Annotated in this window: 21 protein-coding genes; 20 read left to right on the top strand and 1 reads right to left on the bottom strand. The window is 47.7% G+C overall.

The window, feature by feature from the left end; all coding sequences use genetic code 11:
* The first annotated feature begins 14 nt into the window (after positions 1 to 14).
* The 7 genes from ACED36_RS10235 to ACED36_RS10205 all read left to right on the top strand — a co-directional run bounded on the left by ACED36_RS10235 (position 15) and on the right by ACED36_RS10205 (position 7,771).
* Positions 15 to 446, top strand: coding sequence for a MaoC family dehydratase (locus ACED36_RS10235; RefSeq protein WP_016961263.1), 432 nt, complete (start codon positions 15 to 17; stop codon positions 444 to 446).
* Positions 443 to 1,174, top strand: a complete 732-nt coding sequence (locus tag ACED36_RS10230) for an SDR family NAD(P)-dependent oxidoreductase (protein ID WP_016961264.1) — start codon at positions 443 to 445, stop codon at positions 1,172 to 1,174. Before ACED36_RS10235 ends, ACED36_RS10230 begins: the two co-directional genes overlap by 4 nt.
* Entirely contained in the window at positions 1,171 to 2,103 is a 933-nt protein-coding gene (locus ACED36_RS10225; RefSeq protein ID WP_016961265.1) for a hypothetical protein, read from the top strand. The genes ACED36_RS10230 and ACED36_RS10225 overlap by 4 nt, the downstream gene beginning before the upstream one ends.
* Positions 2,104 to 2,428: 325 nt before the next feature.
* Positions 2,429 to 3,199 (top strand): TetR/AcrR family transcriptional regulator, encoded by a 771-nt coding sequence (locus ACED36_RS10220; RefSeq protein ID WP_016961266.1) that lies wholly within the window; start codon positions 2,429 to 2,431, stop codon positions 3,197 to 3,199.
* 252 nt (positions 3,200 to 3,451) lie between these two features.
* On the top strand, positions 3,452 to 5,785 hold the full coding sequence (locus ACED36_RS10215; protein WP_371733200.1) for an RND family transporter: 2,334 nt from the start codon (positions 3,452 to 3,454) through the stop codon (positions 5,783 to 5,785).
* Between the two features lie 19 nt (positions 5,786 to 5,804).
* A complete protein-coding gene (locus tag ACED36_RS10210; RefSeq protein WP_016961268.1) occupies positions 5,805 to 6,599 on the top strand; it encodes an outer membrane lipoprotein-sorting protein in 795 nt (264 codons plus the stop codon).
* Between the two features lie 8 nt (positions 6,600 to 6,607).
* Positions 6,608 to 7,771: a hypothetical protein gene (locus ACED36_RS10205; protein ID WP_371733199.1), complete on the top strand. Its 1,164-nt coding sequence runs from the start codon at positions 6,608 to 6,610 to the stop codon at positions 7,769 to 7,771.
* A gap of 54 nt (positions 7,772 to 7,825) precedes the next feature.
* On the opposite strand, the gene ACED36_RS10200 is transcribed toward ACED36_RS10205, so the two are convergent.
* Complete coding sequence (locus tag ACED36_RS10200; RefSeq protein WP_371733198.1) at positions 7,826 to 8,746, bottom strand: DUF72 domain-containing protein; 921 nt, start codon at positions 8,744 to 8,746, stop codon at positions 7,826 to 7,828.
* A gap of 309 nt (positions 8,747 to 9,055) precedes the next feature.
* Between ACED36_RS10200 and aspS the strand changes: the two genes are divergently transcribed.
* The 13 genes from aspS to ACED36_RS10135 all read left to right on the top strand — a co-directional run bounded on the left by aspS (position 9,056) and on the right by ACED36_RS10135 (position 22,456).
* Positions 9,056 to 10,843, top strand: a complete 1,788-nt coding sequence (aspS, locus tag ACED36_RS10195) for an aspartate--tRNA ligase (protein ID WP_371733197.1) — start codon at positions 9,056 to 9,058, stop codon at positions 10,841 to 10,843.
* Positions 10,844 to 11,036: 193 nt separating this feature from the next.
* Positions 11,037 to 11,783 (top strand): YebC/PmpR family DNA-binding transcriptional regulator, encoded by a 747-nt coding sequence (locus ACED36_RS10190; RefSeq protein ID WP_016961272.1) that lies wholly within the window; start codon positions 11,037 to 11,039, stop codon positions 11,781 to 11,783.
* Positions 11,784 to 11,789: 6 nt separating this feature from the next.
* Positions 11,790 to 12,311, top strand: a complete 522-nt coding sequence (ruvC, locus tag ACED36_RS10185; protein WP_016961273.1) for a crossover junction endodeoxyribonuclease RuvC — start codon at positions 11,790 to 11,792, stop codon at positions 12,309 to 12,311.
* A gap of 247 nt (positions 12,312 to 12,558) precedes the next feature.
* Entirely contained in the window at positions 12,559 to 12,984 is a 426-nt protein-coding gene (locus ACED36_RS10180; protein ID WP_371733196.1) for a hypothetical protein, read from the top strand.
* A 141-nt stretch (positions 12,985 to 13,125) separates the two neighbouring features.
* Complete coding sequence (locus tag ACED36_RS10175) at positions 13,126 to 13,569, top strand: hypothetical protein (RefSeq protein ID WP_371733195.1); 444 nt, start codon at positions 13,126 to 13,128, stop codon at positions 13,567 to 13,569.
* 136 nt (positions 13,570 to 13,705) lie between these two features.
* The gene (locus ACED36_RS10170; protein ID WP_371733194.1) at positions 13,706 to 15,505 is read left to right on the top strand and encodes an ABC transporter transmembrane domain-containing protein; all 1,800 of its coding nucleotides are present in this window, start codon (positions 13,706 to 13,708) and stop codon (positions 15,503 to 15,505) included.
* A 213-nt stretch (positions 15,506 to 15,718) separates the two neighbouring features.
* Positions 15,719 to 15,877, top strand: a complete 159-nt coding sequence (locus ACED36_RS10165; protein WP_016961277.1) for a DUF3012 domain-containing protein — start codon at positions 15,719 to 15,721, stop codon at positions 15,875 to 15,877.
* A 231-nt stretch (positions 15,878 to 16,108) separates the two neighbouring features.
* Positions 16,109 to 17,548, top strand: coding sequence for a cytochrome ubiquinol oxidase subunit I (locus tag ACED36_RS10160; RefSeq protein WP_016961278.1), 1,440 nt, complete (start codon positions 16,109 to 16,111; stop codon positions 17,546 to 17,548).
* Entirely contained in the window at positions 17,548 to 18,546 is a 999-nt protein-coding gene (gene cydB, locus ACED36_RS10155) for a cytochrome d ubiquinol oxidase subunit II (RefSeq protein WP_016961279.1), read from the top strand. The genes ACED36_RS10160 and cydB overlap by 1 nt, the downstream gene beginning before the upstream one ends.
* A complete protein-coding gene (locus tag ACED36_RS10150; protein ID WP_016961280.1) occupies positions 18,539 to 18,658 on the top strand; it encodes a hypothetical protein in 120 nt (39 codons plus the stop codon). The genes cydB and ACED36_RS10150 overlap by 8 nt, the downstream gene beginning before the upstream one ends.
* Before the next feature lie 102 nt (positions 18,659 to 18,760).
* Positions 18,761 to 19,390 (top strand): Holliday junction branch migration protein RuvA, encoded by a 630-nt coding sequence (ruvA, locus tag ACED36_RS10145; RefSeq protein WP_016961281.1) that lies wholly within the window; start codon positions 18,761 to 18,763, stop codon positions 19,388 to 19,390.
* Positions 19,391 to 19,404: 14 nt separating this feature from the next.
* On the top strand, positions 19,405 to 20,412 hold the full coding sequence (gene ruvB / locus ACED36_RS10140) for a Holliday junction branch migration DNA helicase RuvB (protein ID WP_016961282.1): 1,008 nt from the start codon (positions 19,405 to 19,407) through the stop codon (positions 20,410 to 20,412).
* Positions 20,413 to 20,869: 457 nt separating this feature from the next.
* On the top strand, positions 20,870 to 22,456 hold the full coding sequence (locus ACED36_RS10135; protein WP_016961283.1) for a cytochrome ubiquinol oxidase subunit I: 1,587 nt from the start codon (positions 20,870 to 20,872) through the stop codon (positions 22,454 to 22,456).
* The last annotated feature ends 14 nt before the right edge of the window (positions 22,457 to 22,470 follow it).

The raw sequence follows: 22,470 nt of genomic DNA, 5'->3' as shown, positions 1-22,470 counted from the left end.
TCGGGATAAGATGAATGAAGCAATACCGTATTGATGACATTGACGTGGGGTTAAAACACCAATTCTCTGCAGATATTACCGAGGAGAAGCTGAATGCCTTCACTCTGGTGAGCGGTGATGTCAATCCGCTTCATACCAATGCGGAGCATGCCAAACGACGAGGGCACCCTGATGTTGTGGTGTACGGCATGATGACGGCATCGTTATATTCCACATTAGTTGGGGTATATCTACCGGGTGAAAATGCACTGTTGCAGGATATTCAAACCCGTTTCAGTCGCCCCGTTTTTGTTGGCGATGTGCTGACGGTTGAAGGGGAGGTGGTGGATGTTCACACCCTTCTAAAACGTATCGAAATCAAAGCAGTTATCCGAAATCAACACGGACAAGTGGTATCGAAAGCGCGGATCCATTCAGGGATTGATGAAAGCGAGTCATCGGCATGAGTAAAACCAGTTTAATCGTGGGAGCGAGCTCGGACATTGGCAAAGCGGTAATGTCGATGCTCGATAGCGAAGGCAATCGTATTATCGCGCATGGGTGTAACAATCTTGCTGCGCTTGAAAGCATGCAATCAAACATGCAAAGCGAGCTTCATGCACTGCGGGCTGATTTAAGTGACCCTGACAGTTGCGAGGCGTTTATTTCGGACGCAACGGCACTGTGTGCAGATCCCGATCATCTTATTTTTGCGCAAGCCCCGAGACTGAAACTGACGCGTTTTAAAAAGCTCTCGCGCCATCAAGTCATGGAACAGCTCGAAGTGCAAATGATGAGCAGCATGATGATTGCGAAAGCTTTCTTACCGGCAATGGTAAAACGTGGTGATGGACGAATCGTTTTTATTCTAAGTAGCGTCACGTTAGGCATGCCGCCTGCGGCGATGGCTGATTACAACATTGCCAAATACGCACAGTTGGGCTTGATGCGTTCACTGGCAGCGGAATGTGGTGGCAAAGGCATTCGTGTGAATGCAGTATCACCCTCGATGGTCGATACACCATTTTTGCAGGATATTCCCGACAATATGGTGATTCAGAACGCGGCATCTCACCCGATGAAGCGCAATGCAACATCAGTGGAAGTCGCGTCATCTGTGATCTTCTTGCTCTCTGAAGGTGCGGAATACATTAATGGTGTCAACCTTTCGGTCACTGGCGGAGAGTGTGTATGACGTTGCAAACGAAGCTGGATGACCTGCGCGAGATGATTGAAAGTAGGCTCGATAAGCAAGTCGATACGTTATCGACGGTTCGCGAACAATATCTGTCTTTTGTACAAGATGAAATGCCCGGCCGCGCATATTCACATTTCCCTGATGAAATGAATCGTTGGCTTGAGCAGCTATCGAACACACATAGCAAAGACGTAGAGGCAGATATTCATCAACTCGCGCTAGTGGCTTTAATGCAGCGGAGTCTGCGCTCATTGGATTCAAGCGATCAGACTGGCCTAGCTAGTCATGATGTGACGATGCCGACAATGGTGATTGACTCTATCAAAGAGTGGTTTGAGTATTTGGCAGATGACATTGCGACGGGCTGCTATGAGCCCAATGTTCAGAGCGATTTGTTTAGGAAGGACCTGGCTATCAGCGCGTTGAATATGTGGCCAAGTCGCTCGATTTGTCATTATGAACCCAGACCATTACCGCGTCGATTTCTTACCGCGAATGGCATCGCACAATTTGTTAGTGCAGCGGATATGCTGCTGAGAAAACTGAACAACAGACAAAACATGTACGAACTGCATATGGAAGATCGAAGAACTAATCCTGACTTCCTTGAACCAGGATGGCGAGCGTTTTATCTGGAAATTGCACAGCGCCTTGAATCAGAACCACACGTTTCGGGCATATTTGCACAAAGCTGGTTCTGGGACCCTTCCGTGATACATGCATCGTCGAAAATGGCCTATTTACGTACGCTCCCAGAGTCTGGTGGCGCGTCGTTTTATCTGCTCGAATCGTGTGATGATGCGGGGCATGTTGCTTTGCAGAACAAAAAGCGTCGACGGTTGTTTGATGAAGGGAAGTACACGCCAAAAAGCTATCTGATGATTTGGCCGCGAGATGACATCGTTCGTTGGGCCCAAGCACAATAACCTATCAAAACTAGACTCAGTGATTGTAATGAGTCCATCTGTTCAAAGTACGGTTGATGGCTTGATGACATGACTGAGTAATCTGGTTGAACACTCGTTTGTGGGTCCTGATTTTCGACGAAAAAACACAATGAGTCATGACGTCTTGCCTGAATCAAAGGTGCTGTTTTGTAGAGAGCGCTAAGCGAGTGACTTCTATTTACGTGGATATTCAATGGAATGAGCACGAGAGTGGTTGATGTGATCGCATTAAAAAGTGAGGACAAGCTGCCAATCTATTTCTTATTTGTGCTATAAAAGTAAGGATCTTTTAAGGGTATTCACAATGTTAGAGCAAGCAGTATCAAATTTAATCAGTGATGACGCGACGTTGAGCCGTAAACAATTGGCAATGCGTGATCGCGAGAGTGAGTTGTTGCTAATAGCATGTAGCATTGTGGAAAGGGAAGGATTTGCACAACTCAACATGGATAAGCTTGCTGCCGCCAGCTCGTATTCCAAAGGTACAATTTACAATCACTTCAACAGCAAGGAAGATTTGTTTGCTGCGCTTGCGATCCAAGCGCTGAGTAAAAAAATTCCTCTGTTCAAAAGCGCACTCGACTTTGAAGGTTCCAGCCGTGAAAAGTTGATTGCCATGCATGCGGGTATGCACCTTTTCTCAAAACTCTCGCCCATTCTCGCGATGTGTGCACTGGTTAGCCGTACGCCTGCGGTCACTGAAAAAAGTGCTCCTGAACGCCTGGAAAAACTGAACACGTTGGAAGACCTCGTGGTGTCATTTGGTGATAAGTTCATCGAGCTAGGTCAGAGCTCTGGAGACATCACTCTCGCACCCGGCATCACGAGCGATAGCATTGTGTTTGCAAATTGGGCGATGGCATTTGGTACCAGTTCATTGGTAAACAATGCGACGCAAAGTAGCTGTGTATCTCGCCAACATGACACCAATATCGTGCTCCAGAACCTCAACTTCCTCCTAGATGGGATGCGCTGGATGCCTTTGTCTTGCGATTTCGACTACCAAAAAACATGGGATCGTGCCGAAAAAGACCTGTTTGGCGAAGAAGTCGCCCTCATAGAAAATCAATCTTAATTGCGACAAGTGACTTATTTTTGACGATTCGTCAAAATGAGCTTTAATTTGTTACTTTATTGTACTATATTGACGTTTCGTCATTAATTGACGAAGCGTCAATTTTTATCTGGCAATGATTTGAATTTCTAACTATGTGAACGTGTAATTTCATTTTGCTTGAATGGGGTGAGTGAGATAACCCTATGTTTAGGAAGTATTAAGCCATATTAATTGGCTTTTTAAAGCAGGGAATTTGACGAATCGTCACAAATGGAGAGTGTGGTGAAAACAGAATTATATCGAATGCCTACGGCACGACCTTGGTTATTTGTAATCCTCAGTGTTTTGTTTGCCGTTGTTGCGGCGATGGGGAGTCAAAACTTGTATTTCCGAGGTGATTACCAAATTTTCTTTGATAAAGGGAATCCGCAGCTACAGTCGTTCAAAGAGCTTGAAGCAACCTTCAATAAAACGGACACGCTTGCCATTGTGGTAGCACCTCATAACAAGAACGTGTTTACCAAAGATAACCTGTCATTAATTCAGCAACTCACAGATGAAGCATGGCTTACACCATATGCGAGTCGAGTGGATTCCGTCACGAATTATCAACATACCTCCGCGGAAGAAGATGACCTGCTTGTTGAAGATCTCGCGCCAGATTATTACGAACTTGATGATGCGCGGATCGACTATATTCGGGAAGTCGCCCTCAATGAACCTCGTTTAGTTAACGCTATTGTGGGTCAAACCGCGCAAGCCGCCATTGTGAATATCACTTTTCAATTGCCGGATGGTGACCAAACGGCGCAAGTGCAGGAAGTGGCCAATTTCACGAAAGATGTTCTGGCCAAAGCGCACGAAACCTATCCTGACGTAGATTTCCATCTGGCGGGCATTATCGCCATGAATAAAGCTTTTGCTGATGCTGCGCAAGCAGACAGCCAAACGCTGGTGCCAATGATGTTTCTTGTTGTACTTGTGTTCCTCGGCATTATGTTGCGGTCTTGGAAGTTTGTCATGGCGACGCTGATCGTGATTGTGCTAACGATTGCCGCCACGATGGGGATGCTGGGTTGGGTAGGCCACTACCTCAATAACGGTACAGTGACAGTCCCGACGCTGGTTATGACACTCGCCGTGGCGGATTGTGTCCATCTGATCACGTCCTATGTGCATGCTCTTCGTGAAGGTAAAGACAAAACTGAGGCCATTAATTATGCGCTTAAGCTTAATTTCCTCGCGCTATTGATCACGTCAGTCACGACGTCGATTGGCTTCTTAATGATGAATGCGTCGGACTCTCCGGTATTGAGAGACATGGGGAATCTCGCTGCATTGGGCGTGATGATCGCGTTTGTCTTGTCTGTTACGTTATTACCTGCATTGCTTCAATTGATGCCGTTCAAGGTGAAGCCTGCCCGGACAAACAGTAACAAAGCGATGGGATGGGTAGCCGATACCGTGATTGCGAATCATAAGAAGATTCTGCCAGTCAGTGTCATTGTCGTGGCACTGAGCGCGGTGTTGTTGATGCAAAACCATGCCAATGACAATGCCGTTGAATACTTCGATTCTAGCAACAACTTCCGCCAAGCCGCTGATTATATGGAAGAAGCTGTCAGCGGAACGACGGCATTCAGTATTTCCATTAAATCGGGTGCGCCACACGGGATCACTCACCCTGAATTCTTGACGACGGTTGAAGACTTCACTGAATGGCTACGCACGCAACCAGAAACAGACCATGTCGCGTCAATCTCTGACACGTTCAAACGTTTGAACATGAACATGCACGGTGATGATGAAACGTTTTACACCTTACCTCAGAACCCTGAACTCGCGGCGCAATACTTGCTGTTGTACGAAATGTCATTGCCGTATGGATTAGATTTGAATAATGAAGTCAACATTGATAAGTCTGCGGTCAAGTTGGTACTGACCACTGACAACCTCGGCAGTGTTGATTTGATTGCGCTGGAAAAACGCATGGATGCATGGTTCAAGGCTAATGCCCCTCAGTACGAGATGGCATCGTCTGGCCCGAACCTGATGTTCGCTCATATTGGCGAAACCAACATTGCCAGCATGTTGAAAACCTTACCGATTGCGTTGGTGTTGATTTCTGGGTTGTTGGTATTCGCATTACGTTCATGGCGTCTTGGTGTGATTAGCCTAGTGCCAAATTTGGTGCCAGCCATTTTGGGCTTTGGCTTGTGGGCTGTTGTGTCAGGTGAAATCAACCTGGGGCTTTCAGTTGTTATCACCCTGACCTTGGGTGTGGTGGTGGATGACACCGTACATTTCCTGACGAAATATCGCCATGCGCGTGTGCATGGACGCAATGTTGAAGAGGGCATCCGCTACGCATTTGACTCAGTGGGTCGTGCGTTATGGATCACCACCGTCGTACTTGTTGCGGGTTTCAGCGTGTTGGCAACATCCGGTTTCCGGCTAAACAGTGACATGGGGCTACTCAGTGCCATTGTCATATTCATTGCTCTCATCGTGGACTTTGTTCTATTACCTGCCGTGCTCTTGGTAGCAGACAAGAAAGCCTATGCCGATGAATCTAAAGATTTTAGTAAAGAAGCAACGCAGTAACGAATTCAAGGAGAGAAGAATGAAAACAATAAAAACATTATCAAAAGCCGTTGTGATTGCGTTTAGCATGATGGCGATAGCAGCGCCTGTGGTTGCCGATGAAGTGAAAGGATTAGAAATCGCCAACGAGCGTAAAGTGCGAGATCAAGGCTGGGGTGACAGCGTTGCTGAAATGACCATGCTGCTTGAAAACGCGAATGGTGATACCAGTGACCGTAAACTGCGCATTAAAACACTCGAAGTCGAAAGTGATGGCGATAAAGGGTTAACCATTTTTGATGAACCTCGTGATGTGCGTGGTACTGTTTTTCTTAACTACTCGCACATTACTGGCCCTGACGATCAGTGGCTTTACCTTCCTGCGTTAAAGCGCGTGAAACGTATTGCCTCGCGCAACAAATCCGGCCCGTTCATGGGCAGTGAATTTGCGTACGAAGATTTAAGCTCGTTCGAATTGGAGAAGTACACGTTTAACTTGGTGGGTGAAGAAGCGCTTGATGGACAAAATACGTTTGTGATTGTACAAACGCCAACCGATAAGTATTCAGGTTATACCAGCCAAAAAGTGTGGGTTGATCAAGAGCATTATCGACCACTGAAAACTGAGTTCTACGATCGCCGCAAGTCATTGCTGAAAACACTGACGTTCAGTGACTATAAACAGTACCTTGACCAATACTGGCGCGCTCACACCATGATGATGGTGAACCACCAGACGGGTAAATCGACCAAATTGACCACGACAGATCTCGCGTTCAAAACGGGCTTGGATGAAGGTGATTTTTCTAAATCTAGCTTGAAGCGCGCGCGCTAGGAGTGAGAATGAAACCATGGACTTCATTGGCGGCGCTGCTTGCGTTGCCTCTTTTCCTCTCACCCGCTTACGCCTTTGAATTCGAAGGTGAGCTGACCTTTCAACAGCGTCAGTTTGGACAGACAGGAGCACAAGGTCAGGACAAAAGCCAAACGTCTATCGCCATTGAGCCTGAGCTTTATTGGGAAAGCGAAGAAGGGAACACGAGCTTTACTTTTTCGCCGTTCTTCCGTTGGGACTCAATGGATGATGAGCGCACGCATGGCGATGTGCGTGAAGCTCTGTTGATGCACTACAAAGATAACTACGAACTGCGCTTTGGCTTGGGTATCGTCTTTTGGGGGGTGACAGAGTCACAACATCTTGTGGATGTTATTAACCAAACTGATGCTGTTGAAGCCGTCGATGGCGAAGTGAAACTCGGTCAACCCATGGTGAGCCTGGGACTAGAACTCGAATCTGGCTTGCTTGATTTGTACTTACTTCCCTATTTTCGCGAACGTACCTTTGCAAGCTACGATGGTCGTTTAGCGTTGCCTGGTGCTGGCGATGCAGATGCACAGTACGAATCTCGTCATGAAGAGTTTTACCCTGATGTTGCTGCGCGTTATGGCACCATGATTGACGAATGGGACGTGGGTTTGAGTGTGTTTCATGGCACTAACAGAGACCCATATTTCTTCAACACCTTATCGCCATACTATGCGCTCATGACGCAAGTCGGCCTCGATGTTCAAGCGATCTATGGTGACTGGCTTTGGAAAGCTGAAGCCATTCGTCGTTACAGCTTAGAATCAAACACGGCGTTTACGGGTGGTTTTGAATATACCTATGTGGGTGTAAACGAAGGCATCACCGATCTGGGTTTTCTGATGGAATACATTTATGACAGTCGCGATGAAGATGCCCCCGTTGCTGGCCAAAATGACCTGTTTGCAGGACTGCGCTGGGTGCTCAATGATCACGATGGCACTGAGTTCTTGGTCGGGGGTACGGTCGATTTAGACGATACAGATTCGATGACGGTGCGTTTAGAGTCGAGCGGTCGTTTCTCGAATGATTGGAGCTGGACGGTGACAGGTTGGATGTTCAACTCGGACAACGTCACTGATCCTATTTACTTCTTAAAACGCGATGACTTTGTCGAAGCAGAAGTAAGTTGGTATTTTTAGGGGATCTTAAAATACAGGTCCTAGGAAGAGCGGGTCCTAGGACCTATAACTGCTTTACAGCAAACTCATTTGACTAGAAATATCTTCCGGTGACAAAGGTGCCAGAGGCGGTAGCGCGATTTGCTGAGTGAGTAAATCATAAAAATGCGCGGCTAATTCTGGCGCTTGATCGTTGTTTGCTGTGTGTATCATCAAATATGGCGTTTTGCCTTCCTCAATCCATTGCGGGATCTTTTTCTGCCAATTCGCAAAAAACACATCGTTTCGCTCAAGTGTCGGGTCGCCTATGAATCGCACCATCGGTGTATTGCTTGTTGATATGGCATGCACAGGAACGCAGGGCTTTTTCTGCTGCGCATCGAGTAGGGCGTCAGTGTCTGCCGGTACGGCAAAAACGGGGCGACTGTCCATGATGATACGATTCGCACCGTGCTCTATCAGCAAGCTATTCAACGCGCGTTCTTCATCACCCTTGGCAAAAAAAGCAGGATGGCGTACTTCAACACCGACGTTATAAGACGTTGGCATTGCGGTTAAAAAGCGTTTGAGATCCGGCAATGATTGCGGACCAAACGCCGCCGGCAATTGAATTTTCCAAAGCCCAATGCGTTCGTGTAGTGGCTGCATCAGTGTGATGAATTCGGACACCATGGCATCCGAGTGTCGCAGCATCATTTGATGAGTGATGGGCTGAGGGAATTTAAAGGTAAACCGGAATGCATCGCTGGTGGCGGCTTTCCAATTCGCGACCGTGGCATGGGAAGGGCTGGCATAGAAAGTCGTGTTACCTTCCACCGTATTAAAAACTTGCGCGTAGCGTGCCAAGCGTTCGCCGCTTTTGGTGCCAGTAGGGTAAAACTTACGTTGCCATGTATTGTGTGACCATTGGGTCATGCCCAGCCGAAGTGGCGGCGTGGTGAGGTCGGAAAGCAGAGCAAGTTTGGAAATCGATGATGGCAACGGATAATCCCTCATGTCGTCGAACGCCTATTGTGGGTGTGTCGTGCTATCAGCGTCAATCCTTGCTGCTTTTTTGCGCGATTGCGACGATTTCTTTCGATCGATGGGTTACGAATTCCCGCTCCGCAAAATTTTCCTTTATAATGCTGCGTCATTTTGAGGTATTTTGGCTTTGGCTTAGTTTCTAACTTCGATTTTAACTTCAGTTTTCTATCGTTGATTTCTAACTTAGGCGGGAGCTTGCAGAATTGTCTGCACAACCATATTTGTAGCTTTGCGCTTTTTAGTGCAATAGGACAGTCAGTAATAGATCGGGAAATTCATATGCGCACCCAATATTGTGGTCACCTGAACAAAGCCCTTGTAGGGCAAACTGTAGAACTTTGCGGCTGGGTAAATCGCCGTCGTGATTTAGGCGGTCTTATCTTCATTGATATGCGTGACCGTGAAGGCGTGGTTCAGGTGGTGGTTGATCCGGATATGAAAGAAGTATTCGAGATTGCTAACAAACTGCGTAACGAATTCTGTATCAAGTTCACTGGTGAAGTGCGTGCTCGTCCAGAAAGCCAAGTGAACAAAGGCATGGCAACCGGTGAAGTAGAAGTGCTCGCGACAGGCTTGGAAATCATCAACCGTGCTGAGCCACTGCCACTGGATTTCAATCAAAACAACTCTGAAGAGCAGCGTTTGAAGTTCCGTTACCTGGATCTTCGTCGCCCTGAAATGAGCGACCGCATTAAACTTCGCGCTAAAGCATCAAGCTTTGTACGTCGTTTCTTGGATGACAACGGCTTCTTGGACATTGAAACCCCAGTATTGACCAAAGCGACGCCTGAAGGCGCGCGTGACTACTTGGTACCAAGCCGTGTGCACAAAGGCAGCTTTTATGCGTTGCCACAGTCTCCTCAGCTGTTCAAACAACTTCTGATGATGTCTGGCTTCGATCGATACTACCAAATCGTTAAGTGCTTCCGTGATGAAGACTTGCGTGCAGACCGTCAGCCAGAATTCACCCAAATCGATATCGAAACTTCGTTCATGAGCGCTGATCAGGTTCGTGCAATGACCGAGAATATGGTTCGCGGCATGTGGCAAGAACTGCTGAACGTGGAACTGGGTGAGTTCCCAATCATGACGTTTGAAGAAGCGGCACGTCGCTTCGGTTCAGACAAACCTGACTTGCGTAACCCTCTAGAAATGGTTGATGTTGCTGACCTACTAAAAGATGTGGATTTCAAAGTATTCTCTGGCCCAGCAAACGATCCTAAAGGCCGCGTTGCGGTTATTCGTGTGCCGGGTGGCGCTGCGCTTTCTCGTAAACAAATCGATGACTACACCAAGTTCGTGGGTATTTACGGCGCGAAAGGTCTGGCATGGATGAAGGTTAACGACCGTGCTGCTGGCCTAGAAGGCGTTCAGTCTCCAGTGGCTAAGTTCCTAAACGAAGAAGTGGTTAACGGTATTCTTGAGCGCACTGGCGCAGAATCTGGAGACATCATCTTGTTCGGTGCTGATAGCAAGAAAGTGGTTACCGAAGCAATGGGCGCACTGCGTCTGAAGCTGGGTACTGACATGGGCCTGACTGACACCAACAAGTGGGCACCACTGTGGGTAGTTGATTTCCCAATGTTTGAAGAAGATGACGAAGGTAACCTGCACGCGATGCACCACCCGTTCACGTCTCCTTTGAACATGACGGCGGAAGAGCTGAAAGCAAACCCAGCATCTGCTATCTCAAACGCATACGACATGGTTCTTAACGGCTACGAAGTGGGCGGTGGTTCTGTGCGTATTCATAACTCTGACATGCAAACCGTCGTGTTTGATATTCTGGGTATTGAATCAGGCGAGCAGAAAGAAAAATTTGGCTTCCTGCTTGAAGCGCTGAAGTATGGCACACCACCACATGCAGGTTTGGCATTCGGTCTTGACCGCTTAGTGATGCTGCTTTGTGGTACTGATAACATCCGTGATGTTATCGCGTTCCCGAAAACCACGGCAGCCGCGTGTTTGCTGACTGACGCTCCAAGCCTTGCAAACCCTGCATCGCTGGCTGAACTGGCGATTGCCGTTACAGTTGCAGCGAAGAAAAATGAAGAAAACGACGCATAAGTCGACCACCTCTTCTAATAACAAGGCCAGATTTTCTGGCCTTGTTTGTTTTTGTGCTTTGTATATTTAGCTTTCGTTGAAGTTAATCAAACAGATAAGCGCTTGCTCTCAAACAAACCTTGTCTGTTTTGCTATAAATCCAAGATGATAAGTAACATCAGTGGTGATTCAGCCGCTGACAAAGGAGTGAGACATGGCAGGTCATAGTAAATTCGCCAACATCAAACACCGCAAAGCTGCGCAAGACTCGAAACGTGGCAAGATTTTCACCAAACTTATTCGTGAAATTACCGTTGCTGCGAAAGAAGGCGGCGCAGAGCCTGAAAACAACCCACGCCTCCGCGCGGCGATTGATAAAGCGCTATCGAACAACATGACTCGCGATACTGTAAATCGTGCTGTGACGCGTGGTGCAGGCGGTGAAGGTGACGAAGGCATGGAAACCGTCATCTATGAAGGTTATGGCCCTGCAGGTACGGCCGTGATGGTTGAGTGTATGACAGATAACCGTAATCGCACGGTATCGGGAGTACGCCACGCGTTTTCAAAATCAGGTGGTAATTTGGGTACTGATGGCAGCGTCAATTACTTGTTCGATAAAAAAGGCGTGATTTCCTATGCGTCGGGTTTAGATGAAGATGAAGTCATGGAAGCGGCGCTGGAAGGCGGTGCTGACGATGTTGAAACCCACGAAGATGGCTCGATTGACGTATTCACGACACCTGTCGACTTTGGCTCGGTTAAAGATGCTTTGGATGGCGCGGGCTTTGAGGCACAAAACGCCGAAGTCACGCTGGTTCCTTCGACGAAGGCTGAATTAGATGAAACGACGGCACCTAAACTGCTTCGTCTTATCGATGCGCTAGAAGATTTGGACGACGTTCAAGAGGTTTACCACAACGGTGAAATTTCTGACGAAGTCGCAGCAACATTGGAATAAGTATACGTGGCTATTATTCTCGGGATTGACCCGGGCTCGCGGATCACAGGCTACGGCGTGATCCGCCAACAAGGACGCAACCTTGAATACCTAGGTAGTGGTTGTATCCGAACAGAATCTGAAGATTTGGCCGGACGTTTAGGCCAGATTTACGCGGGTGTAAGCGAAGTGATCACTCAGTTTCAGCCTGATACCTTTGCTATCGAGCAAGTATTTATGGCGCGAAATGCAGATTCCGCTTTAAAACTCGGTCAAGCACGAGGCAGTGCGATTGTCGCGGCAGTAAACGGTGGATTACCTGTCAGCGAGTACGCCGCACGCTTGATTAAGCAATCTGTGGTTGGCAATGGCGGCGCTGACAAGAAGCAAGTGCAACACATGGTGGTTCACATGCTGAAATTGTCCTCAACGCCTCAAGCTGATGCCGCCGATGCATTGGCGGTTGCCATTTGTCATGCTCACACCAACCACACGCTGGTGGCAATGGCAGGCAAAGCCAAAAGCGCAAGGCGAGGGCGGTATCGTTAAGTTCTAGTTCTAGTTTTAGTTCAAGAAAAGAGAAGGCGGCCATTTGGCTGCCTTCTTTGCCTCATATGTCCTGTCTTGATGAACCCTGCTTTACTCAGGTATAAAAACCAATCCTTTGCTATTAAATTGATTTCTCAGGCACTAGAGTATTGCGTGTTTGATGAGAATCCTCTTTCAATGACTGGCACATTGCTGTTTCTTTTCTATCGTTAGGTTAACCGTTTCAACGTTTTATCAGGTTTACGATATGAAAATATTCAAGTGGGTGCTGTGCATCTTCATCGCATTTGTGTTTGTGCAATCGCTGTTCTTTAAGTTTACGGGCTCGCCGGAAACGACCTTTATCTTTGGCACATTGGGCGAATGGTCCGGATTGGCTTGGTTTGGAAAATACGGTGCGTACATGGTAGGTATTGCGGAACTTATCGCATCTATTTTACTTTTCACTCGCCTGCATGCATTAGGCGCGTTAATGGCTGTAGGTACCATGACGGGCGCAATTTTCTTTCACCTGTTCACGCCAATTGGCGTTGTGCAGCCTGCGTTTAATGAAGTAGGTGAAGTTGTAGGTAATGACGGTGGTACGCTGTTTGTGATGGCGTGTTTAGTCTGGTTGTCCGCTGCTTTCTTGCTTTACCAATCACGCAATGGTGATCAAGAGCAAGTGGATTGATTGGAGGCAAACGTTGTAACAATATAGAGTTTTCAGTGATGTTGATAGCATGGCATTTTATAAGAATCGGTTTTTATTAGTAAAAATGTTTCACTTGTCCCTTTGACGTTTGTTTAGTGGCAGACACTTAGGGACAAGAAAATGCTCAAATTTATTACTTCTCTACTCGCACTCTTCCTTCTCTTCGTTTCCTCACTCTCTGTTTACGCGTCTGATGACGTGATGAATTACGACTCCGAATATAAGAACATAAAAGTCGGACACTCGACGCTACAATCGTTAAAATACCATCACGGTAAAGCGGCTCGGGTGGTCGAGTTAGATGGCTTCACGAAATATCGCTACAAACAATTCGATGCAACGGTTAATCATTCAGACGGAAAAGTAAGATCCATCATCATTTTTGATCGTAGATATAAAGACGCGAATTACTTGTCTATCGGAGAGAGTAGAAACAAGGTCGAGCGTACCCTTAGAACCAGTAAATCGAAGAGGTATTTAGTGGATAAAGAAAACGGTATCGTTTATTGGTTCTCGAACGACAAAGTGTCGAAGATCGTTCTCGCCCATCAATTGCGCCGTTAAGTGACGTTAAGCATTCCTGCGACAGCGCTAGATTGGGGCTCAAAGTAGGAAGTGTTCGGCGCGCATCTTCAGGTTTCTTGGGTATATTCAGGGAGTTTGGGTATAGTAAGCCAATCATTCGTAGAAAGGACTCGCCGTGCCAACGTCCAATTTATCATCCCCTCAAAGTACGCGTTCTGTTTTGACATGGATTGCGAGCTTTCTTGCGCCGTATCGTTCGCGTGTCATTGGCGCGATCATCTTCCTCATGCTCGGATCCCTCAGCTGGCTTGCGCTAGGTCAAGGCGTCAAGCTCATTGTTGATGATGGGTTCCTGACGGGCAATGCATCTCGCCTTGATCAGATGATGTTGGTGATCCTTGCTATCACCTTTGTGAGCGGCATTGCCACTTTCTTTCGTTTTTATCTTATGAGTTGGTTGGGTGAGCGAGTCAGTGCGGATATTCGCATTAAGGTCTATCAACAACTTCTGCATTTATCTCCGACGTTTTACGCCAAAGAGCGAACCGGAGAGGTTATTAGCCGTTTTACAGCGGATACCACTTTGCTGCAAACCGTTGTTGGGTCGAGTTTGTCGATGGCATTGCGCTCGGCCGTATCAGTCACAGGTGGCTTGATCATGATGGCGGTCACTAGCTTGACGCTAACAGGATTAGTGCTGCTTGCTGTGCCTGTCGTGCTGGTTCCTATTGGGGTGTTGGGGCGTAAAGTGCGCCAGTTAGCCAGAGTCAGCCAAGACAAAGTGGCTGATCTCGGCTCGCACGTTGATGAGACCCTTCACGAAATACGTACGGTTCAATCTTACGGCCATGAAGAGGCCGACTCTATGCACTTTAGCTCTCGCGTTGAAGCTGTCATGGGCGCAGCGAAGTTGCGTATCCGCTACCGCGCCTCGTTAATGGCTTCTGTGGTACTGCTCAGTATTGTCGCGATCATTCTTGTGACTTGGGTTGGGGCATTAAACGTACTGGATGGTTCGCTGACGGCGGGCCAGCTATCCGCCTTCATGTTTTATGCCTTGCTGGTCGCAGGGGGCGTGGCCACCATCAGTGAAGTCATTGGCGATATTCAACGTGCAGCGGGCGCAACGGAGCGCTTGATAGAGCTGTCGCGCATGCAATCGGATATTCAAGACCCAGAATCACCCGTCGATTTCCCCGCTCATTCGAAAGGCAACGTGAGCTTCTCTGATGTTTCATTTACTTACCCGGGTGATGACAATCTCCCTGTCTTTTCGTCGCTATCGTTCGATGTAAAAGCCGGTGAGCGAGTCGCCTTAGTTGGGGCGAGTGGGGCAGGGAAAAGCTCAGTGTTTACTTTGCTTCAGCGCTTTTTCGACATTCAACAAGGTCAAACCTTGTTAGATGGCGTTCCCATCAAAGATATGTCGTTAAAAACGCTTCGTGATCAGTTTGCATTGGTGCCACAAGAGTCAGTGATCTTCGCAACTAACGTATTAGAAAACGTGCGCTATGGCGCGCCAGAGGCGAGTGAAGACAAAGTGATTGAAGCGTGCAAAGCGGCACGTGCTCATGAATTCATTGAAGCCTTACCTCACGGTTACCAAACGGAATTGGGTGAACGGGGTATGCGTTTGTCTGGTGGACAGAAACAGCGCATTTCGATTGCTCGCGCTATCTTGGCAGACCGTCCTATTTTGCTGTTGGATGAAGCAACCAGCGCACTGGATGCCGTCAGTGAACATCAGGTCAAACAAGCGTTGGATACATTGATGGATGGGAAGACTTCGTTAGTGATTGCTCACCGCCTCGCTACCGTGGTGAATGCTGACCGTATTTTGGTACTCGATGATGGGCAGTTGGTAGCAAGTGGTTCTCATCAAGAGTTAATGGAAACTAACGCCTTGTACCGCGAGTTTGCGTCGCTGCAACTTTTTGCCTCAGAAGCGAATGTGATATCGCAGTCTGCGAGCTAGCTGAACTCAGTATTGTGATGGACAGTAATGGTGACTTTTTCGCAATGAGATATGCGCCAGAATGCATTGCCGTGACTTTGTTGTATCTTATTGAGTCTTGCAGTAGCGAAGGGCGTGCAGCGTTGGTTTATTCCCGCATTGGCACACGATAAATTAGTGGTGACTCGTCATCACTGTTCACGAAACGTTAAGATGAAATACAAGGAAAGTAACATGAAGAAAATGTTCGCTATGTTAGCGGTCGTATTTTTTGTAGCGGGTTGTTCGCCGGAAGTTGGCAGTGATGATTGGTGCAAAGAGCTAAAAGAAAAACCAAAAGGCGATTGGTCCGCCAATGAAGCAACAGATTTCGCAAAGCACTGTGTGTTCTAAGCGTGACGTTTTCGGTAATGCAAAAGGTAGGGTTTGTACCCTGCCTTTTTTTATTTTCCCGCCCCCCTTTCTAGATTAGAGCACGATACAGGCCTGTTATTACCACGAATACTGATTGAGACTCTACTGATAACGACGTCATTAAATTTGATGTTTAGTGATCGTGAACGCGGTTAACCCCGTTAAAACCTAGAACCGTGTCCCCCTATGACACAGATTTAGGAGGCGAGAATGTCAGAACTCGCGATAGACCTTGCTCGGATACAATTCGCATTTACTGTGTCCTTTCACATCATCTTCCCCGCCTTTTCCATTGGGCTTGCCAGTTACATCACTGTGCTTGAAGCGCTGCACCTAAAAACACGCGACCACCAATATCTCGAACTATCAAAATATTGGACAAAGATTTTCGCGGTGACCTTCGGCATGGGGGTCGTCAGCGGCATTGTCATGAGCTATCAATTCGGCACCAACTGGGGCGTATTCTCTGACAAAACTGGCCCAGTGCTCGGCCCCTTAATGGGGTATGAAGTGCTAACGGCATTCTTCTTGGAAGCGGGATTTCTCGGCATCATGTTATTTGGTCGAAATCGGGTGGGGGAAAAGCTGCACTTTCTGGCGACCGCCACTGTCGCTTTCGGCACATTACTGTCAGCGACATGGATTCTGGCAGTGAACAGCTGGATGCAAACGCCAGCTGGATTTGCCTATAACGAGCTGGGCCAATTCGTTGTGACCTCTTGGTATGAGGTGATTTTCAACCCTTCCTTTCCGTATCGTTTAGTTCACATGGTTATCGCCGCGTATTTAACGACAGCCTTTGTTGTCGCGGGTGTGGGTGCGTGGCATTTATTGAAAGCGCCGCACAATGAATTGGCGCGTATCAGTTTTTCCATGGGTATGTGGATGGCGGTTTTGGTGACACCGATCCAAATCGTTGCTGGTGATTTGCACGGTCTAAATACGCTTGAGCATCAGCCAATGAAAGTGGCAGCGATGGAAGGCCATTTCGAGACACAAAAAGGTGCGCCGCTGATTCTATTTGGTCTTCCTAATGAAGAAACAGAAACCATCGATTACAAAGTCGCGATTCCTTACCTCGGCAGCCTTATTCTTACACACAAAGTCGACGGTGAAATCAAAGGGCTGAAGTCAGTACCCAAAGAGGAGAGACCGCCTGTGGCTATCGTCTTTTGGAGCTTTCGCATCATGGTGGCAATTGGCTTTTTGATGCTGACTATTGGCGTGATTTCGGTGTGGTTGAGACGCAAGAAAACCTTGTATGAAACGCCTTGGTTTTTGAAACTCTGTATATGGAGTGCGCCGTGCGGGTTTGTAGCGATCCTGTCAGGGTGGATCACCACCGAAGTCGGGCGTCAGCCTTACACCGTTTATGGACTGCTCACCACGGCAGAATCTGTGTCTCCGATTGATGCCAGTGCCGTCGGTGCGTCGTTGGCGGTGTTTGTGGTGGTGTATTTCGCGATATTTGGTGCGGGTATCTACTACTTACTCAAACTCATGCGCAAATCTCCAAGCAAATATGAGCAAGACATGGATGTACGTGTGGTGACGAGGTTGTCACACGGGCAACTAGGAAAGGACAAAGACGGGAATCCTATCGCTGCTTCGCTGGGGCCTGAGGATCCACAATCAGGAGGGGAGAGATAATGGATTATGCATTACTTTGGGCTGGCATTATCGCCATCGCTGTTCTTCTCTACGTCATCTTGGATGGATTCGATTTGGGTGTGGGCATATTATTTCCCACACTGAACGATTCAGAAAAAGATGCCGCTATGAATTCCATTGCACCCATCTGGGATGGCAATGAAACATGGTTAGTGCTGGGGGGAGGCGGCCTGTTTGCCGTGTTCCCCCTTGCTTACTCTGTCATTATGCCCGCGGTGTACGCCCCCATCATAGCCATGTTGATAGGGCTGATCTTTCGTGGGGTCGCCTTTGAATATCGCTACCGAACAAAAGCAGGAAGGTATTTGTGGGATTGGTCGTTCTTTGGCGGCTCGTTCGTGGCGACCTTCTCTCAAGGCATGATTCTCGGTGCGTTATTGCAGGGCATCAGCGTAGAGGGGCGGCAATATGCGGGCGGTTGGTTTGATTGGCTAACCCCCTTCACCGTATTTTGCGGTGTCGCCGTGACCTTTGGTTATACCTTACTGGGCGGATGTTGGCTTTTGATTAAAACGTCAGGCTCCATTGAACAGAAACTGTATGCGCGATGCAAACAACTGACCTTGGCATTTCTTGGCTCGGTTGGGGTCGTCAGCATTTGGCTCCCGTTTATCTCTCAAGAGATTGCTGCACGATGGTTTACCTTCCCCAATGCGGCTGCATTTTTCCTGATCCCCATCATCTCAGCGTTTGCGGCGTTTAAGCTGTGGCGCTCGCTGCACAGCGAAAAACCGCTCAGCGCCTACTGTTGGACTTTGATCATTTACCTCATGGCATTCGCAGGTTTTGCCATCAGTATTTTCCCCTATATGGTGCCAAGGGCCTTTACGCTATGGGAGGCGGCAGCGCCTGAAAATAGCCTCAAGTTCTTGTTTGCTGGCGCGGCATTTTTGCTGCCTATCATCATGATTTATACCGCGTACTCGTACTGGGTGTTCCGTGGGAAAGTGAAAGCAGACGAGGGATACCATGAGTAAACAAACCACCTCATTGCTTTGGTTTATCGGCTTATGGCTGATGGGTGTCGCCAGTGTTTCTCTGCTGGCTTACTTCATTAAGTGGACAATGCGGCTGGTGAATTTGGCTTGATCGCGCTGGCAATTCTGTTGGCGCTCAAGGATTAAAACTGGATATCTATCCAGTTGTTTATTATCCTAACGGCAATTAACACCAAAAATACGAGTCCACACTGTGATTGGTCGATTACGCGGAATCCTGCTTGAAAAACAACCCCCTGAAATCCTTTTAGAAGTAAACGGCATTGGCTATGAAGTCAGTATGCCGATGAGTTGCTTCTATGAACTTCCTGATGCAGGTGAAGAAGCCATTGTTTATACCCATTTTGTTGTGCGTGAAGATGCGCAATTGCTTTACGGCTTTAATACTACGGTTGAGCGTGCCTTGTTCCGTGAAGTGATCAAAGCTAACGGCGTTGGTCCTAAACTTGGCTTAGCCATTTTGTCCGGCATGACGGCGACGCAATTTGTGGATAGTGTGGAGCGCGAAGATGTGTCGACCTTGGTGAAAATTCCGGGTGTGGGCAAGAAAACCGCAGAACGTTTGGTTATTGAGATGCGTGATCGCCTCAAGAACTGGCATGCGTTCGACTTATTAACGCCGCATGCTGATGCTGCTTCGCGTCGTACAAATAGCACAGATTCTGGCATGGCTGGTTCGAACAACCCTAAAGAGGAAGCCATGAGCGCGCTGATTGCCTTGGGTTATAAAGCAGCTCAAGCAGAGAAAGTGGTTAAACAGGTTGCGCAAGATGGCATGAAAAGCGAGGCGATTATTCGTGATGCGCTGCGCTCAATGGTCTAATGGAGCTTTGTTGAATGATTGAAGCAGACCGCTTAACTGGCGTTGTCCCTCCGATGCGAGAAGACGACGTTATTGACCGAGCTATTCGCCCAAAAATGCTGGCGGACTACAAAGGTCAGGATCATGTTCGTAGCCAAATGGAGATCTTTATTCATGCAGCAAGAAAGCGTGAAGAAGCCCTCGATCATCTGTTGATTTTTGGTCCACCGGGACTCGGAAAAACCACATTAGCCAACATCGTGGCGAATGAAATGGATGTGAGTATTCGCACCACATCAGGCCCTGTGTTAGAAAAAGCCGGGGATTTGGCAGCACTGCTGACCAATCTTGAGCCTCATGACGTGTTGTTTATTGATGAAATTCACCGTCTAAGCCCCGTGGTGGAAGAAATACTGTACCCCGCGATGGAAGACTACCAATTGGATATCATGATTGGTGAGGGCCCCGCTGCTCGCTCCATCAAAATTGATTTACCGCCTTTCACCTTGGTAGGTGCGACGACACGAGCAGGCTCGCTCACGTCGCCTTTACGTGATCGATTTGGTATTACCCAACGTCTTGAGTATTACAATGTTGCCGATCTCAAAGGTATTGTGCTGCGCAGTGCAAATTGTCTGAATCTTGTGATTGATGAAGAGGGCGCGTTAGAAATTGCTAAACGTGCACGAGGAACACCGCGTATTGCTAACCGCTTGCTAAGGCGTGTTCGTGATTATGCGGAAGTAAAAGCTGACGGGGAAATCAATGCTGATGTGGCGTCGAAGGCGCTCGATATGTTGGATGTCGATAACCAAGGCTTTGATTACATGGACCGCAAGTTACTCAAAGCCATTATTGAGAAGTTTGATGGTGGCCCAGTTGGTCTTGATAACCTTGCCGCTGCGATTGGTGAAGTGAAAGACACCATTGAAGACGTGCTTGAACCTTATTTGATTCAGCAGGGGTATCTTCAACGCACACCGCGTGGACGGATTGCTAGCCAACGTGCCTACCTGCACTTTGGTTTTGATATGCCTGAATAAGCTAAAAAACAGTGAAATATTACTCTGAGGCCAGCATTGATGCTGGCCTTTTCCATTTCTGAATAACTGATGCATACTCATACTGGCGCGTAAATATCGTGCTAGAAGTGATTGGTAATAGCGCGAAATGAAGACCGAAAATGATCAAGATCTAACTATTGGCAAATTTTGAGGTCAATAATTGATTACTTTGACAGCAGTCAAAGTGTTAGAGGCCCAAATACTTTGAAGCTGCCTCCCATAATGTTTAGTATTAGCCATCACTATATTAGGAGTTGCTTAACAATATCCTAACCAGTGTGGAACATATATGCAACAAAAAATAGGCGAGTCGTTCACGCGGCTCCCGTAAGTAAGCTCGGTTAAGTACGCCCAGCAAGGCGTGCATGTGTTTTAGCATTTACTTATCGATACGAAAGTATCGCGCGTCAGTCAGCCTGACGAGGAAGGAGTTACCATGTTAACTGATATTGTGGATCTGTCGCGGTTCCAGTTTGCCCTTACCGCGATGTATCACTTTTTATTCGTACCACTGACTTTGGGTATGGCGTTTTTGCTTGCCATCATGGAGTCGTTGTATGTCATGACTAACAAGCAAATCTACAAGGACATGACCAAGTTCTGGGGTAAGCTTTTTGGTATTAACTTCGCGTTGGGTGTCGCCACTGGCCTGACCATGGAGTTCCAATTCGGTACCAACTGGGCGTACTACTCTCATTATGTTGGGGATATCTTCGGGGCTCCGTTAGCGATCGAAGCACTGATGGCGTTCTTCCTAGAATCCACTCTTGTCGGCATGTTCTTCTTCGGCTGGGATCGCCTCACAAAGCGCCAACACCTTGCAGTTACTTGGTTAATGGCTATTGGTTCTAACTTCTCTGCGCTTTGGATTCTGGTTGCAAATGGCTGGATGCAAAACCCAGTGGGTGCTGAATTCAATTTTGAAAGCATGCGTATGGAAATGGTCAGCTTTGCGGAAGTCGTACTTAACCCTGTTGCTCAGGTTAAGTTCGTTCACACCGTCGCGGCTGGCTACACCACGGGTGCAATGTTTGTTCTTGGTATCAGTGCGTACTATCTGCTTAAAGGCCGTGACATTGCGTTTGCACGTCGTTCGTTTGCTATCGCAGCGTCGTTTGGTATCGCAGGTATTCTGTCTACTATCGTTCTGGGCGATGAATCTGGCTATGAGCTAGGTGATGTTCAGAAAGTGAAACTTGCGGCGATTGAAGCCGAATGGCACACAGAGCCGGCACCTGCTGCGTTCACCGTGTTTGGTTTCCCGAACCAAGAGACGATGGAAACGGATTACGCCATCAAGATCCCATACGTCATGGGTATCATTGCGACGCGATCTTTAGACAAGCAAGTGACAGGTCTTCATGACATCGTTGATGAGCATGAAGCACGTATTCGTAACGGTATGATTGCATACGGCTTGTTGGAAAAATTGCGTGCGGGTGAAAAAACACCTGAGAACATTGCAGCGTTCGACGACGTGAAGAAAGACCTAGGTTTTGGCCTTCTGTTGAAAGAACACACTGACAACGTTGTGGATGCGACTGAAGCGCAAATCAAACTGGCAGCGAAAGAGTCGATTCCTCAGGTTGCTCCTTTGTTCTGGAGTTTCCGTATCATGGTGGCATGTGGCTTTATCATGTTGTTCGTGTTCGGTATGGCATTCATTCAAACCTGTCGTCAGAAGATTGACCAGAAACCTTGGGTATTGAAAGCGGCACTCTTCTCTATTCCTTTGCCGTGGATTGCGTCAGAAGCCGGTTGGTTCGTTGCTGAATATGGCCGTCAGCCATGGGCAGTGGGTGAAATCCTTCCTGTTCATATGGCGGCATCAAATCTGCCAGCGTCAGAAATCATTACCTCGTTGGTTGCGATTGTGCTGCTTTACACGGCATTCCTGATCGCTGAAGTTTACTTGATGGTTAAGTTTGCTCGACTGGGACCAAGTAGCCTGAAAACGGGTCGATATCACTTTGAACAGCAAAAGTCGCCGGAAACGGATCTTGCGCGTCAACTTGAAGCATAAGGAGAGATTGAGCG

The organism is Enterovibrio sp. FF113 (assembly GCF_041439165.1).
In the GTDB taxonomy this organism is placed as follows: Bacteria; Pseudomonadota; Gammaproteobacteria; order Enterobacterales; family Vibrionaceae; genus Enterovibrio; species Enterovibrio norvegicus_A.
Note: the sequence above shows the minus strand (reverse complement) of the source record. Positions and strands in the feature narration are given on the sequence as shown.